Genomic DNA, 15,338 nt, shown 5'->3' with positions numbered 1-15,338 from the left:
ACGGTGACCACTAGTGTCGTGACCGATGAACGCCACATCCTGTTTCGCGCCCGGTTGCGGCCGATGACTGCGGACGAGCCTCGGACGGCCGAGACCGCCGACCCGACGTGCGCGGTGCCGACCGACGCCCTCCGGTCACGGCGCGCCGCCGAGGCCGACGAGCTGCGCGTGCTGCTGTCCGCGGCGGCGTCGGGCGATCAGACGGCCTTCGGCCGGTTGTACGACCTCACGTCGTCACGGGTGTACGGCATGGTGCTCCGCGTCCTGCGCGACCCCGGGTTCAGCGAGGAGACCACACAGGAAGTCTTCCTGCAGGTGTGGCGCACCGCCGATCGGTACGACCCGGCACAGGGATCGCCGCTGGCCTGGATGATGACGCTGGCCCACCGCCGCGCCGTGGACCGGGTGCGCTCGGAGCAGTCGGGGACCGACCGAGAAGCGCTGTACGGCAGCAAGGCCCACAGCCCGGCGCACGACGAGGTGCTCGAGTCGGTCACCCAGACCCTCGAGTCCGAGGCGGTGGTGCGCTGCCTCGCCGCGCTCACCGAGACCCAACGCGAATCCGTCCGCATGGCGTACTACAACGGGTGGACCTACCGCGAGGTGGCCGAGCGACTCGGTGTCGCCGTGCCCACCGTCAAGTCCCGCATCCGGGACGGACTGATCAAGCTACAGAAATGTCTGGGGGTGGACGGCGGTGAATGACCCTGCCGACCACGGCCGACATCGGAAAGACGAGTACCGCCCCATGACTGCCTCGACCCCCGGCGACACCGAGTCGTCGGACCTCGTCGACCTCGCGTACGCCTACGCGCTCGACGCCGTCGACGACGTGGAACGCGCCGACATCGACCGCCGCGTCGCCGCCGCGTCGCCCGACGTCCGGGCCCGGTTCGACGCCGTCGTCGAATCGGTGCACGTCACGCTCGCACTGGCCGCCGACGCGGACGCCAGCCCGCCGCCCGCGCACCTGCGCGAGCGAGTCCTGTCCGCCGTCGACGCCGAGCAGGCCCCAGATACCGAGCAAGCACTGACTACCGAGCAGGCCGTGACTACCGAGCAGGCCGGTCCCGCCGCTCCGGTGGTGTCCCTCGACGACCGGCGACGCACCCGTCGGTGGCGCATCGCCGCCGCCGCGGCCGCCGCGGTGCTCGTCGTGGGCGTGGGCGGTGCCGTCGTGTCCCAGCAGTTCGGGTCCGACCCCACCTCGCCGACCGCGACGGTGCTCGCCGCCGACGACGTCCAGCGCAGCACCGTTCCCGTCGAGGGCGGCGGATCGGCCACCGTCGCGTGGTCCCGATCGCACGACGCCGCCGTGGTCACCCTCGACGGTCTGACCGACCCGGGCGACGGACGCGTCTTCGAGATGTGGCTCATCGGCGCGGACCCCGCGCCGCGGCCCGCCGGACTCGTCGAGGCCGACGCGGCCACCGCCGACCGCGAACACCTGGTCAGCGGACTCGAGGACGCCACCACCTGGGCCGTCACCGTCGAGCCCGAGGGCGGGTCCGACGCCCCCACCAGTCAGCCCATCGTGGCCGTCACCTTCTAGGCGACCCGCCTGCATCCGACTCAGGCGACCCGCCTGCATCCGACTCAGGCGACCCGCCTGCATCCCACCTAGGCGACCCGCCTGAGCGCTCCCACGATGGTCTCCACCTGCTCGTAGGCCCGGTCCAGCAGCGTGATCACCAGATCGGCCGTCGCGGCGGGGTCGTCGGCCCGCAAACGCTCGAAGTCGGCGGGCGCCAACACCGCCACCGTGGTGTCCTCGACCGCGGTGATCCGCAGGCCGAACTCCGTGCGACGGACCAGGGGGATCTCGCCGAAGCTCATGCCCGCCGACAGCGTCGACACCGGCCGGACCACCCCGTCCGTCGACACGAACTCCACCGTGACCCGGCCGGCCAGGACCAGGGCCAGCCCCAGCGCGGGGTCACCGATGTCGGCCACCACCGTCCCCGCCGGATACGTCGACGTCGTCGTGAGGGCGGCGATGCGATTCCGATTCCCGCGTGACGACGACGCGAGCACCGGATGGTCGTCCAGCGTCACCTCGGTGGCCTGACGCGGCCCGTCGCACCACCGGTCGAGGACCACGTCCTCCGCCCACGTCAGAGCCGAGTCGAGGGTCGAGAAGACCCGGCCCGAGCCGTCCGGGTCGAGGGTCGACACGGTGTGCGCCATGGTGCCCCGCGGGTCCACGAGCCCCGCCGCGCAGCCCGACGCGCGGAGTTGCTCGGCCAGCGCGTCGAGCATGGAGCGGGCGACGTCGCTGACGTCGTCGACCCGTCTCATGTCGAGCACGACCGCGTCGAGAGGCCGGTCGGCGGTGGAGGCGTCGGTGGCAGTCGTGACGGCGGGGGGCGACACGGCGCGCACCACCGACTCCGCGGCCGAGAACAGCAGGTCGCCGTGCAGCTCGAAGATGCGAGAGCGGGTGCCGCGTTCGGTGAGCGTGCGTTGCTCCGCGGCCGTCCGCCGTCGCCGCGAGGGGGCGTCGACGATGCTGTAGCGGGCGCGCACGGCGCTGCGGGCGGCGCGGCCGACGTGGAGGAAGTGCAGTTCGAGGCGGCGCGAGAGTTCGCGGCAGGCGAGGACGCCGCGGACGCTGTTGCCGTGGCCGTCGAGGCGCGGCGAGTAGACGGAGATGCCGAGTTGGCCCGGCAGCACGGCCATCACGGACCCGGCGACGCCGCTCTTGGCGGGCAGGCCCACGCGGTTGACCCAGTCGCCGGCGCCGTCGTACATGCCGCAGGTGGTCATGACGCTGAGGACTCGTTCGATCAGGACGGGATCGGCCGCGCGGTCGCGGGTGCACGGGTTGGTGCCGTTGTTGGCGAGGGTCGCGGCCATCACGGCGACGTCGCGACCGGTGACGATCAGCGAGCACTGCCGGAAGTAGAGGTCGACCGCGGCGTCCGGGTCGGATTCGACCACGCCGAACGAGCGCAGCATGTGGCCGATGGCGCGGTTGCGGTGGCCCGTCGCCGATTCCGAGGCGTGGACGGCCGCGTCGAGCTCGAGGTCGCGCCCCGCGAAGCGGGAGAACGACCGTCGGATACGGTCGAACTGCTCGTCCGGCGTGTCGCCGGCGACCAGCGAGGCGGCGGTGATCGCGCCGGCGTTGATCATCGGGTTGCGCGGGCGCTCGGTGACGGGGTCCAGGCTGATCTCGTTGAAGGGCTCGCCCGACGGTTCGACGTCGATCTTCGCCGCCACCGCCTCCTCGCCGCGGTCGGCCAGCGCGAGCGCGTACGTGAACGGCTTGGAGACCGACTGGACGGTGAACGGGACCCGGGTGTCGCCCACCTCGTAGACGTAGCCGTCGGCGGTGGTGAGGCAGATGCCGAACCGATCGGGGTCGGCCGTCGCGAGCTCGGGGATGTAGTCGGCCACCGCGCCGGACGTGTCCGCCGCGCACAGCGCGTACACGTCCTCGAGGATGTGCTGCACGACGTCGGTCATCGGTCTCGGTACCTCGCTCGGTCGTCGCGGGTGTGGGCCGTCGTACGGTAACGCGACGCCCGGTGACACGTAGACTGGCGTGACCGATCGGCGCGCCTCGATCGGACCGTACGAGGGGAGACGATTTCGTTGGGTGTTCTGTCACGTGTGCACGAGCCCGGCGACCTGCGTGCCCTGTCCCTCGACGAGATGACCGAGCTGGCCGCGGAGATCCGACGGTTCCTGGTGGAGAAGGTGTCCGCCACGGGTGGTCATCTCGGGCCCAATCTCGGGGTCGTCGAGCTGACGTTGGCCGTGCATCGGGTGTTCGAGTCGCCCACCGACGCCGTGATCTTCGACACGGGGCACCAGGCCTACGTGCACAAGATGGTGACCGGTCGGGCCGACAGGTTCGACACCCTCCGCAAGGACGGCGGCCTGTCCGGCTACCCGTCGCGGGCGGAGAGCGAGCACGACTGGGTGGAGTCGTCGCACGCGTCCGCCTCGTTGTCCTACGCCGACGGGCTGGCCAAGGCCTTCGCGCTCACCGGCCGCTCGGACCGGCACGTCGTCGCCATCGTCGGTGACGGCGCTCTCACCGGCGGCATGTGCTGGGAGGCGCTCAACAACATCGCGGCGGGCCAGGACCGGTCGCTGGTCATCGTCGTCAACGACAACGGCCGCTCGTACTCGCCGACCATCGGGGGCCTGGCCGACCACCTCGCCACCCTGCGCCTGCAGCCCGGGTACGAGCGCGCGCTCGACACCGGCCGACGCGTCGTCCGGAACATCCCCGTGGTCGGGTCCCCGGCCTACGCCATGCTGCACGGCATGAAAGCGGGTCTGAAGGACGCCGTCAGCCCGCAGGTGATGTTCACCGACCTCGGGATCAAGTACCTCGGACCGGTCGACGGCCACGATCAGGCGGCCATGGAGTCGGCGTTGCGCCGCGCCAAGGCCTACGGCGGGCCGGTCATCGTCCACGCCGTGACCCGCAAGGGCATGGGGTACTCCCACGCCGAGAACGACGTCGCCGATCAGATGCACTCCACCGGCGTCATCGACCCGCTGACCGGTCGTGCGGTCGCTGTGGCGGCGCCGGACTGGACGTCGGTGTTCTCCCGCGAACTCATCGACCGCGCCGCCGATCGCCCGGACGTGGTGGCCATCACGGCCGCGATGGCGGGCCCCACCGGTCTCGCGGCGTTCGGTGAGCGCTACCCGGACCGCTTCTTCGACGTGGGGATCGCCGAGCAGCACGCGCTGACGTCCGCGGCGGGTCTGGCTCTGGGCGGCCTGCACCCCGTGGTCGCCGTCTACTCGACGTTCCTCAATCGCGCGTTCGACCAGTTGCTCATGGACGTCGCGCTGCTGAAGCAGCCCGTCACGCTCGTGCTCGATCGCGCCGGTGTCACCGGGTCGGACGGCGCCAGCCACAACGGCATGTGGGACATGTCGCTGCTCGGCATCGTGCCGAACATGCGGGTCGCCGCGCCGCGTGACGCCGCCACGCTCCGCGAGGAACTCGGCGAGGCCCTCGCGGTCTCCGACGGTCCCACCGCGATCCGCTTCCCCAAGGGCGCGGTTCCGGAGACCACGGCCGCCGTGCGCCGGATCGACGACGTCGTCGACGTGCTGCACGAAACCGAGGGCCCCGGCGACGTCCTGCTCGTCGCCGTCGGACCGTTCGCGTCGCTGGCCCTCGACACGGCCGAGGAACTCGCCGCCGGGGGCGTGCGCGCGACCGTCGTCGATCCGCGGTGGGTGTTGCCGGTGCCGCAGTCGCTGACCAAGCTCGCCGCGGACTACCGCCTGGTGGTCACGGTCGAGGACAGCGGACTGCACGGTGGTATCGGTGCGTCGGTGTCCGCCGCGTTGCGGGCCGCGGGTGTCGACGTGCCGTGCCGGGATCTCGGTGTGCCGCAACAGTTCCTGGACCACGGCTCGCGTGATCGGATCCACCGGGAGATCGGGCTGACCCCGGCCGACATCGCCGGTCGGGTGTTCGGGTGGCTCGGCCATCGGCCGGACGGCATCTGACCGAGCCACCGCCCGCGTCGCGGTCAGGCTGCCTTGCCCGCGGCGTCCTTCAGTTGCGGCAGGATGCGCTCGAGCACCCACGGCGTGGACACCGGGTTGACGTTGCTCAGCCCGGCGATCACCTGCTGATCGGTCATCGCGATCGCGGACCCGGACTGCACCGCCGGCAGGGTGGCCAGTGCAGGCACCGAGTCGAAGGAGAAGCCGTCCGGGGTGAAGGCGACGATGACGTCGGCGTCGAAGCTCTGGACGTTCTCGAGCGACACGGTGGAGAAGAAGGACCCGGTGGTGTCGGCGTCGGCCAGCGCGGTCACGCCGGGAGCGTTCACGAAGCCCATCTCGTTCAGCACCTGTACGCGCGGATCGGTGGGTAGGTAGACGTTGGCCTGGCCGGCGTCGGTGTCCAGGTTCACGACGGCGACCGTCTTGCCCGCGAACTCCGGGTTGGCCTCGGCTTCGGCGGCGAGCCGTTCGCCCAGACCGTCGATCAGCCCCTGCGCCTCGTCGGGCTTGCCGACGGCCTCGCCGATCATCGTGGTCTGCTCCTGCCAGGTGGTCTGCCAGGGGCCGCCGGGGTACGCGACCACGGGGGCGACACCGCTGAGGGTGTCGTAGTAGGTCCGCGAGAAGCCCTCGTAGGGCGCGAGGACCAGGTCGGGTGCCAGGGCGGCGAGGGCCTCGACGTCCGGATCGCCCGCGGCCGGGTCCTCGTACAGCGTCGTCGCGTCGGCGTCGTAGAACTCCTGCGCCCACGGCATCACGCCGTTCTCGTCGGCGCCGTAGTCGTACCGCGGCTGTCCCACCGGCGTCACGCCGAGGGCGCTGAGAATGTCCTGGGCGTTCCACCCCATCGTGACGATGCGCTCGGGGGCGGAGGGGATCTCGGTCGACCCGAAGGCGTGCTCGATGGTGACGGGGAAGGCGCCCTCGCCGGTGCCGGCGGCGGTCGATTCCGAGCCCGAGTCCGAGGAGCACCCGGCCACGAGGGCGACGGCGGCGGTCGCGGCGACGAGGGGAACGAGGCGGTTGCGTTTCACGAGGATAGCCTAACCTATGCAGGTGGCTGGGGTGGTGGGCCGGGGCTCGCCGTTGTGGGCGGCTCGGGTTCTGGTCAGGCGCGCGGGTTGCAGCCGGTGAGGGTGGCGGGAACCTGCGCGGGTGCAAACTTGCTCCGGTTTCAGCAACTTGCCTCGGTTGTAACAGGAGCAGGTTGCGGAAAGGGGAGCAGGTTCGAAGCCCGACCGCCGTGCGGGTAGCTTCCGAGCCAGCTGCGCTCTGCAGGCAGTGGATTGGAATATCGCGGTCGCGCCGACTTGCCGACGGACGCCTTGTGAGAGCATCGGCGCATGAGTCACGGGTACCCCGCCGGCAGTCCTGTGCTGCAGCGAGGTGACCGCGCCGTCGGGTTCAGTCCCTCCCCGAACGGCTTTTTCGTGCGCGTGTGGTGGACGCACGACGGGAACCCTATCGGCTCCTTCGGCAGCATGGCGGACGCCGTACAGGCGGGACTCGAGGCGCTCGGGTGTGGAGATCGCCCCGACGCCGAACAAGAAACGGCGCGCATCGCCGCCGAGTACGAGTCTGTGTACTGGCCGCTCAACTGATTACGGCTACAACTTGTCGACTTCCGAGCGCACGTTGTCAGGCCCGCACATCGCTTTCCGGCATGGCGAAACGTCTCAACCTGTTCCAGTCGATAGGTCATCGCGGGTGAGAAGTTGCTCCGGTTTCAGCAACCTGCTTCGGTTGTGACAGGAGCAAGTTGCGGAAAGGGGAGCAGGTTCGGGCCCCGACCTCCACCTGCTCGGATTCCAGTCAGGCGCGCAGGTTGCAACCGGTGAAGGTGGCGGAAACCCGTGCGGGTGGACAGTTGCTCGGGTTCCGGTCAGGCGCGCGGGGTGCAACCGGTGAGGGTGGCGGAAACCGCGCGGAAACGACGACACCCCCGGAGGATGCGCGGAGCACCCACCCGGAGGTGTCGGTCGAGCGGCGAACTACAGGCTGGCCACACCCTTGTCGAGGAAGCGGTGCCCGGTGACGGCCTCGGAGGTGCCGGTGCGGTCCAGGTACGGGGTGATGCCGCCGTTCCAGAAGCCGAACCCGCCGCCGAGGATGAGGCACAGGTCGATGTCCTGCGCCGCGGCGACGACGCCCTCGGTGAGCATGATGTCGATTTCCTCCGCGAAGGCGCGGCGGGTGCGATCGAGCACCTGCTCGGACGTGGACGGGGAGTCGCCCTGCGGCCAGAGGTCCGCGACCTCGGGGTCGACGGTCTTGGTGCCGTCGGCGCCGTAGGTCCACACCGCGGACTTCTTCGCGGCGACCATGGCCTGGAGTCCGGGGGAGTCGTGGAACCGCTCCGGGTAGTACTCGGCCATCGTCTCACCGGTGTGCAGTGCCACCGCCGGGCCGACCAGGGACAGCAGGGTCAGCGGACTCATCGGCATGCCGAGTTCTCCGATGGCGTCGTCCGCGACGTCGAAGGGGGTGCCCTCGTCGATGGCGTTCATGACCTCGCCGAGCGCGCGGGTGAGCAGCCGGTTGAACACGAAGCCCGGCTTGTCGGCGACCAGCACGGCCGACTTCTTCAGCGACTTCGCCGTGGCGAACGCGGTGGCCAGGGTGGCGTCGTCCGTCTTCTCGCCGCGGATGACCTCGAGCAGCGGCAGAACGGCGACCGGGTTGAAGAAGTGGAATCCCACCACCCGCTCGGGGTGCTTCAGGTCGGCGGCCATGCGCGTGATCGACAGCGACGAGGTGTTGGTCGCCAGGATGGTCTCCGGGGAGACGTGCTCCTCGAGCTCGGCGAACACCTTCTTCTTGACGTCGAGGTTCTCGAAGACGGCCTCGATGACCCAGTCGGTCTTCGCGAACGCGGCCTTGTCCAGCGAGCCGGACACGAGCGCCTTGAGGCGGTTCGCGGCGTCGGGCGAGAGCCGCTTCTTGCCCTGGAGCTTGTCGATCTCCGCGTGCACGTAGCCGACGCCCTTGTCGATGCGCTCCTGATCGATGTCGGTGAGGATCACCGGCACCTTCAGCTGGCGCACGAAGAGCAGGGCGAGCTGGCTGGCCATGAGTCCGGCACCGACGATGCCGACGCCGGTGACCTTGCGGGCCGCCGACTTGTCGGGCGCGCCGGCGGGACGCTTGGCCCGCTTCTGCACCAGGTCGAAGGCGTAGAGACCGGCCCGTAGTTCGTCGGCCATGAGGAGGTCGGCGAGCGCCTCGTCCTCGGCGGCGAACCCGGCGTCCAACGACGCGGCATCCCCGAGATCGGTGTTGCGCGCCAGCTCCAGCAACTCGACGGCCTTGACCGGACCCGGAGCGTGATCGCGGGTCTTGCCGGACACGATGCCCTTGGCGCGGGCGATCGCGTCGTCCCACGCCTGGCCGCGATCGATCTCGGGGCGGGCGGGAACGACGTCACCGGCGAGCACCGAGGCGGCCCACACGAGCGACCGCTCGAGGAAGTCGGCGCCGCCGAGCACCGCGTCGGCGATACCGATCTTCTGCGCGTCGGCCGGCTTCAGCATGCGGTTCTGGTTGAGAGCGTTCTCGACGACCACCGTCACCGCGGCCGAGGGCCCGATGATGTTGGGCAGCAACTGCGTTCCGCCCCAGCCGGGCACGAGACCGAGGAACGCCTCGGGCAGTCCCAGGGCCGCGGCGTTGTCCGCGACGGTCCGGTAGTGGCAGTGCAGGGCCAGTTCCAGACCGCCGCCGAGCGCGGCGCCGTTGACGAAGGCGAACGTCGGCACCGTCGATTCGCGCAGACGACGGAACACGGCGTGGCCGCGGCGGCCCATCGTCAGGGCGACGTCCCGATCGGCGATCTTCGGCACCCCGTTGAGGTCCGCGCCGACGGCGAAGACGAACGGCTTGCCGGTGACCGCGACGGCGACCGGGTCGGCGGCGAAGGCCTCGTCGAGCGCCGCATCGAGCGCGTCCAGTCCGGCCGGGCCGAAGGTGGAGGGCTTGGTGTGGTCGAAGCCGTTGTCGATGGTCACGAGGGCCACGGGCCCGTCGATGCCCGGGACGGTGAGGATGCGCGTGAAGGCGTGCGTGACGACCTCGTCGGCGAAAGCGGCCGGGGTGGTGGATTCGGTCATGGTGATCACTTGCTCCCGTCGAAGTTCGGGTTCTCCCAGACGACGCTGCCGCCCATGCCGAGGCCGATGCACATGGTGGTCAGGCCGTAGCGGACATCGGGGCGGGTGGCGAACTGTCGGCTGAGCTGGGTCATCAGGCGCACGCCGGACGAGGCGAGGGGGTGGCCGCACGCGATGGCGCCGCCCCACTGGTTGACGCGAGCGTCGTCGTCGGCGATGCCGAAGTGCTCGGTGAACGCGAGGACCTGCACGGCGAAGGCCTCGTTGATCTCGAACAGGCCGATGTCGTCGATCGACAGGCCGGTGCGCGCCAGCAGCTTCTCGGTGGCCGGCACGGGGCCGACGCCCATGACGGCGGGGTCGACGCCGGCGAAGGCGAAGCCCACCATGCGCATGCCGACCTTGAGGCCGAGCTCCGCGGCGGTGTCCTCACCGGCGAGGATGGCCGCGGTCGCGCCGTCGTTGAGGCCGGCGGCGTTGCCCGCGGTCACGCGTCCGGCGGGCCGGAACGGCGTCTTCAGCGCGGCGAGGTTCTCGAGGGTGGTGCCGGGACGGGGCGGCTCGTCCTCGGTGGCGAGGCCCCAACCGGCGGCCGACTTGGTGGCGACGGGCACGAGCGTCTCGCCGATGAGTCCGGCGCGCTTGGCGGCGTCGTACTTCTCCTGGCTCGCGACGGCGTAGGCGTCGGTGCGGTCCTTGGTGATGGACGGGAACCGATCGTGCAGGTTCTCGGCGGTGTTGCCCATGACGAGAGCGCTGGGGTCGACCAGTCGGTCGGCGAGGAAGCGTGGATTGGGGTCGACGCCCTCGCCCATCGGGTGGCGGCCCATGTGCTCGACGCCGCCGGCGATGACCACGTCGTACTGCCCGAAACCGATGCCCGACGCGGTGGTGGTCACCGCGGTCATGGCGCCGGCGCACATGCGGTCGACGGCGAAGCCGGGGACGCTCTGCGGGAGGCCCGCGAGCAACGCGCTGGTGCGGCCGATGGTCAGGCCCTGGTCACCGGTCTGCGTGGTGGCGGCGATGCCGACCTCGTCGACACGCTCGGGGGGCAGTTCGGGGTTGCGACGCAAGAGTTCCCGGATGGACTTGACCACGAGGTCGTCGGCGCGGGTGTCGGCGTACATCCCCTTGGGTCCGGCCTTGCCGAACGGGGTGCGGACGCCGTCGACGAAGACGACGCCACGGGCGGAGGAGGCGGCAGCGGACGAGTGCTGATCGGACATGGTTCCTTCCGGCGAGCGCGAGGATCCGCTCGGACGGTGGTCCGAGCACCGTCACTGTAGACCGTCTGCTACTCGTCGGTAACTTCGGGCGCGTCCGCGGCAGCCAGCGCCTCCGCGACGACCGGACCGACCAGTTCGCGTTGCCAGGGCCGCGCTCCGCGGGCGGCCAGAACCGCGTCCACGTGTGCCGGGAGGTCGTCCGTGGCGGGTGGGCCGGGCCAGTCCCAGCAGAGGCGGCGAATCGTGTCCGGGGCGCAGAGGTTCTCGACGGGCACGTCGACTCGCGCGGACAAGTCCGTCATGGCCTCGCGGACGGCCGCCAACCGCGCCGCGGCCGCCGGGTCCCGCCGGGACCACCGGCTGACGGGCGGGGGACCGGTGAACGGTTGGGTGATCGGCGGCAGCGCGTCGTCGGGCAGGGTGCGGGCACGCTCGAGCGCCGCCATCCACACGTGCGATTGGCGACGCTGGCGCGGGCCGCCGAACACGGGCAGCGATCGCAGCTCCCCGCTGGACGACGGATTCTGTTGCGCCGCAGCGGTGATCGCCGAGTCCGGGAGCACGCGGCTCGGCGCGACGTCTCGCTTCCGCGCGAGATCGTCTCGCGCGGTCCACAGTTCGCGGATCGCGGCCAGGGTGCGGGCGTTCTTCACGGTGTGGATGCCCGACGTGCGGCGCCACCGGTCCGGTTTCGGCGCGGGCGGCGGAGACAGCCGGATGTGCTCGAATTCCTGGGCAGCCCAGTCGGTCTTGCCCTGGCGCTCCAGTTCCTCGGCCATGGCGTCACGCAGTTCGACCAGCACCTCGACGTCGAGGGCGGCGTAGTTCAGCCAGGTGTCGGGGAGGGGGCGGGTGGACCAGTCGGCGGCGCCGTGACCCTTCTGCAGGGACAGCCCCAGGACTCGCTCGACCATCGCGGCGAGCCCCACCCGGTCGAATCCGGCCAACCGTCCGGCCAGTTCGGTGTCGTAGAGCGAGCCGGGGGTCAGGCCCAGCTCGGCGAGGCCCGGCAGATCCTGATCGGCGGAGTGCAGAACCCACTCGAGGTCGCCGATCGCCTCGGCCAGCACCGCGAGAGCGTCCCGGCCGTCCTCGCCCGCCGCGACCACCGGAATCGGATCGAGGAGGACCGTGCCGGCGCCGCGGCGTCGGAGTTGGATCAGGTAGGCCCGCGCGGAGTAGCGGAATCCCGAGGCGCGCTCGGCGTCGACGGCGAGGGGCCCGGACCCGGCGGCCAGCGCGGCGGCGACGGCGCGCACCGCGTCGGGCGTGTCCGTCAGTGGCGGCACTCCGTCACGGGGGGCGAGCAGGGGCTCGGGCGCAGGGCCGTCCGGCGCTGTCGGCTCGGGCGTGTCGGGACTGTCGGGCACTCCGATCACTCTAGGCGTCGGCGGTTCCGGTCGACCCGCGCACACCCAGGCGGGTGATGCCTGCGGGCGGCAGTCCTGCGGCGTACGCGAGGACCTCGCAGAAGGCCTCGACGTGGACGGACAATTCGTCGGTCAGCGCGGTCCAGGAGGACCGCAACTCCAACTGGTGGGCGCGCGGCGGCCCGGCGATGTCGCCGAAGCGCACCGAGCTGGTGGACGTCACGGTGCCGCCCAGGGCGGTCAGCGGCTCGTTCCGCGAGTCGAACGCCTCGACGAGCCAGGACCACGCCACGTCGGGCAGCAGGGGGTCGCCCGCGAGGGAGGCGTCCACGTCGGCCTGGATGTAGGCGACCAGGCGCATCGTGCCGTTCCAGGCCTCGTCGCCCTCCGGGTCGTGCAGCAGGATCAGCCGGCCGAACGCGTCGCCCTCGGTCTGCTCGGGAACGCCCTCCGATTCCGGGTGGCGCACCTCGGCGCCGAGGGCGTAGCTGAACGGCGCCAGACGCTGCGGCGGGCGGATCGGTCCCACCTCGATGCTCGGGTGCACCGTGGCACGGTGCATCGCCTCGATGGCGGCGCGGAACTGCGCGGGTTGCGAGGCGTCGGGCGTGGTCACGAAATCGGACGTTAGCCCGGTCACGGGGCACAGGAGCGGAGGCGCGCCGGACCGCGGCGTTCTGGCAGCATGGACGCCGATGAACACCACCTCGGCCCCCGCTTCCGGTCACGACGTCGCGCGTCGGACACTTCCCGACGCCCCGTTCCTCGCGGCCGCGACGGGCCGCACGCCGTCGCGGCGCCCGGTGTGGTTCATGCGGCAGGCCGGTCGGTCGCTGCCGGAGTACCGGAAGCTGCGCGAGGGCACGTCGATGCTCGCGTCGTGCTTCGACCCCGAGATGGTCTGCGAGATCACCATGCAGCCGGTGCGCCGGCACGGCGTCGATGCCGCGATTCTGTTCTCCGACATCGTCGTTCCGCTCAAGGCTGCCGGTATCGATCTCGAGATCGTCGCCGGCACCGGCCCCGTGGTGGCCGAGCCGGTGCGCTCGGTGGCCGACGTCCGGGCGCTGCCCGCGCTCTCCCCGGAGCAGGTCCGGCCCGTCGCCGACGCCATCGGGCTGCTGCTGCCGGCACTCGGCGACACCCCGCTCATCGGCTTCGCCGGCGCGCCGTTCACCCTGGCCTCGTACCTCGTGGAAGGTGGCCCGAGCCGCAACCACGAGCGCACCAAGGCGCTCATGCACTCCGACCCCGAGACCTGGCACGCCCTCCTCGGGTCGCTGGCCGACACCACCGTCACGTTCCTCACCGCGCAGCTCGACGCCGGCGTCGACGCGGTCCAGCTCTTCGATTCCTGGGCCGGCGCCCTGTCGCTCGCGGAGTACCGCGAGTTCGTCCTGCCGCATTCGACGCGCGTGTTCGACGCCGTGGCCGCGGCGGGCGTACCCCGCATCCACTTCGGCGTCGGCACCGGTGAACTCCTCGGCGCGATGGGCGAGGCCGGCGCGGACGTCGTCGGCGTCGACTGGCGCATTCCGCTCGACGTCGCCGCGACGCGGGTCGGGCCGGGCAAGGGTCTGCAGGGCAACCTCGACCCCGCAGTGCTGTTCGCCGGTCCCGACGCCGTTCGCCGTCAGGTCGAGCGCATCGTCGGCGAGGCCGACCGCGCCCTCGCGGCGGGAGCGACCGGGCACGTCTTCAACCTCGGCCACGGCGTGCTCCCGGCCACCGATCCCGACGTGGTGACGTCGGTGGTGGAGCTGGTGCACTCGCTGTGACCACCGTGGCCGTTCTCGGCGCGGGCATCAGCGGCCTGGTCGCGGCCCATCGGTTGCGACGAGCCCTCGGGTCGTCGGCCCGCATCCTGCTGGTCGACGACGCCGAGCGGGACGGTGGGAAGCTGCGCACCGTGGACGTCGGGGACGTCCCCGTGGACGTCGGTGCGGAAGCGTTCGTCGCCCGCCGCCCGGAGATGCCGGCCCTGCTGGCCGAACTGGGTCTGAGTGACCTGCTCGTGCGCCCGTCGACGACCGCTCGTCCGCTGGTGCGGTCCGGTGGGTCCCTCCACGCGCTCCCCGTCGGGACGCTCATGGGCATTCCCGCCTCGGCGGAGTCGGTGGCGCACCTCGTCGACGAGGCCACTGTGACGCGAATCGAGGCGGAGGCGACGACGCCGTTCCGGTGGACGCCGGGCGACGACGCCTCCATCGGGGACTTGGTCTCCGAGCGGTTCGGGCCGCAGGTCACCGCGCGCAGCGTCGACCCGCTCCTGGGGGGCGTCTACTCCGGACTGTCGGTCACCACCGGCGTCCGTGCGGCGCTGCCCGGTCTCGCGGCGGCGCTCGACGCGGGGGCGACGAGCCTCACCGATGCTGTGCTGCGGGCGCGCCCCGCGCCGGCGCCGGGTCCGGTCTTCGGCGGGTTGCGCGGGGGCTATCGACCGGTCCTCGAAGCGCTGGCCGACGCGGCCGACGCCGAGCGCGTCGTCACGCGGGTGGGGTCCGTGACGACGACCGGAGCGGGATGGACCGTCGACGGCGTGGGCACGGTCGACGCCGTCGTCGTCGCCCTTCCCGCACCGGCCGCCGCTGCTGCTCTCGCGGCCTTCCCGGCCCTCGCTGACCATCTCGGCGCGATCGAGCTCGCGTCGTCCGCCGTCGTCGCACTGCGATTCGACGGGGTCGATCTGCCCGACAACTCCGGCGTCCTCGTCGCGACCGGCGAGCTGCGGCACGACGGCGAACCGTTGCGGGCCAAAGCATTCACGCTGTCCAGCCGGAAGTGGCCGCACCTCGCCGACCGCGGCGGCGATTTCGTGCGCGCGTCCTTCGGGCGCTACGGCGACGCTGCGATCGTGGACGAACCGGACGACGTGCTGATCGACCTGGCGCGGCGCGACCTCGCCGACGTCCTCGGGGTGGACGCCGCCCCGGCCGCCGCCGTCGTCCAGCGGTGGCACGGCGGGCTGCCGCAGTACCGTCCCGGCCACCTGCGCGTCGTGGCCGACGTCGAGGCCGCGGCGGCGGAGCTGCCCCGCCTCGAACTCGCGGGCGCCTATCTCCACGGGGTCGGAGTGCCCGCGTGTGTCGCGGTGGCGAGCGCCGCGGCGCAGCGCACGGCCGCCGCGCTCGCCTGACCGCGGG

12 protein-coding genes are annotated in these 15,338 nt (G+C 71.7%); 6 read left to right on the top strand and 6 right to left on the bottom strand.

Features of this window, described 5'->3' with window-relative positions:
* The first annotated feature begins 63 nt into the window (after positions 1 to 63).
* Both HQ603_RS06080 and HQ603_RS06075 read left to right on the top strand, forming a co-directional pair.
* The gene (locus HQ603_RS06080) at positions 64 to 705 is read left to right on the top strand and encodes a sigma-70 family RNA polymerase sigma factor (protein WP_222683739.1); all 642 of its coding nucleotides are present in this window, start codon (positions 64 to 66) and stop codon (positions 703 to 705) included.
* Positions 706 to 748: 43 nt separating this feature from the next.
* The gene (locus HQ603_RS06075) at positions 749 to 1,552 is read left to right on the top strand and encodes an anti-sigma factor (protein ID WP_222683633.1); all 804 of its coding nucleotides are present in this window, start codon (positions 749 to 751) and stop codon (positions 1,550 to 1,552) included.
* A gap of 68 nt (positions 1,553 to 1,620) precedes the next feature.
* Here HQ603_RS06075 and glsA read toward each other — a convergent pair whose 3' ends face one another.
* Positions 1,621 to 3,468, bottom strand: coding sequence for a glutaminase A (gene glsA / locus HQ603_RS06070; protein WP_222683632.1), 1,848 nt, complete (start codon positions 3,466 to 3,468; stop codon positions 1,621 to 1,623).
* 129 nt (positions 3,469 to 3,597) lie between these two features.
* Between glsA and dxs the strand changes: the two genes are divergently transcribed.
* A complete protein-coding gene (gene dxs, locus HQ603_RS06065; RefSeq protein ID WP_222683631.1) occupies positions 3,598 to 5,487 on the top strand; it encodes a 1-deoxy-D-xylulose-5-phosphate synthase in 1,890 nt (629 codons plus the stop codon).
* 23 nt (positions 5,488 to 5,510) lie between these two features.
* Here the strand turns inward: dxs and HQ603_RS06060 are convergent, their stop codons facing one another.
* Positions 5,511 to 6,524 (bottom strand): iron-siderophore ABC transporter substrate-binding protein, encoded by a 1,014-nt coding sequence (locus tag HQ603_RS06060; protein WP_308126380.1) that lies wholly within the window; start codon positions 6,522 to 6,524, stop codon positions 5,511 to 5,513.
* A 309-nt stretch (positions 6,525 to 6,833) separates the two neighbouring features.
* Between HQ603_RS06060 and HQ603_RS06055 the strand changes: the two genes are divergently transcribed.
* Positions 6,834 to 7,091 carry a hypothetical protein gene (locus tag HQ603_RS06055; protein WP_222683630.1) on the top strand — a complete coding sequence of 86 codons (258 nt, stop codon included), beginning with the start codon at positions 6,834 to 6,836 and terminating at the stop codon, positions 7,089 to 7,091.
* Positions 7,092 to 7,481: 390 nt separating this feature from the next.
* Here the strand turns inward: HQ603_RS06055 and HQ603_RS06050 are convergent, their stop codons facing one another.
* From HQ603_RS06050 to HQ603_RS06035, 4 genes are all read right to left on the bottom strand, one after another.
* Positions 7,482 to 9,596: a 3-hydroxyacyl-CoA dehydrogenase NAD-binding domain-containing protein gene (locus tag HQ603_RS06050; RefSeq protein WP_222683629.1), complete on the bottom strand. Its 2,115-nt coding sequence runs from the start codon at positions 9,594 to 9,596 to the stop codon at positions 7,482 to 7,484.
* A 5-nt stretch (positions 9,597 to 9,601) separates the two neighbouring features.
* The gene (locus HQ603_RS06045) at positions 9,602 to 10,825 is read right to left on the bottom strand and encodes a thiolase family protein (protein WP_222683628.1); all 1,224 of its coding nucleotides are present in this window, start codon (positions 10,823 to 10,825) and stop codon (positions 9,602 to 9,604) included.
* Positions 10,826 to 10,893: 68 nt separating this feature from the next.
* Complete coding sequence (locus HQ603_RS06040; protein ID WP_222683627.1) at positions 10,894 to 12,195, bottom strand: ribonuclease D; 1,302 nt, start codon at positions 12,193 to 12,195, stop codon at positions 10,894 to 10,896.
* Between the two features lie 10 nt (positions 12,196 to 12,205).
* Positions 12,206 to 12,757 carry a DUF3000 domain-containing protein gene (locus tag HQ603_RS06035; RefSeq protein WP_371830976.1) on the bottom strand — a complete coding sequence of 184 codons (552 nt, stop codon included), beginning with the start codon at positions 12,755 to 12,757 and terminating at the stop codon, positions 12,206 to 12,208.
* A gap of 133 nt (positions 12,758 to 12,890) precedes the next feature.
* On the opposite strand from HQ603_RS06035, the gene hemE reads away from it, so the two are divergent.
* Both hemE and HQ603_RS06025 read left to right on the top strand, forming a co-directional pair.
* Positions 12,891 to 13,973, top strand: a complete 1,083-nt coding sequence (gene hemE / locus HQ603_RS06030; protein ID WP_222683625.1) for a uroporphyrinogen decarboxylase — start codon at positions 12,891 to 12,893, stop codon at positions 13,971 to 13,973.
* Positions 13,970 to 15,331: a protoporphyrinogen oxidase gene (locus HQ603_RS06025; RefSeq protein ID WP_222683624.1), complete on the top strand. Its 1,362-nt coding sequence runs from the start codon at positions 13,970 to 13,972 to the stop codon at positions 15,329 to 15,331. The genes hemE and HQ603_RS06025 overlap by 4 nt, the downstream gene beginning before the upstream one ends.
* Positions 15,332 to 15,338: the final 7 nt, after the last annotated feature.

The organism is Rhodococcoides corynebacterioides, assembly GCF_019834675.1.
Taxonomy (GTDB): Bacteria; Actinomycetota; Actinomycetes; order Mycobacteriales; family Mycobacteriaceae; genus Rhodococcoides; species Rhodococcoides corynebacterioides_A.
The sequence above is the reverse complement of the archived record's forward strand: the minus strand, read 5'-3'. Positions and strand labels throughout refer to the sequence as shown.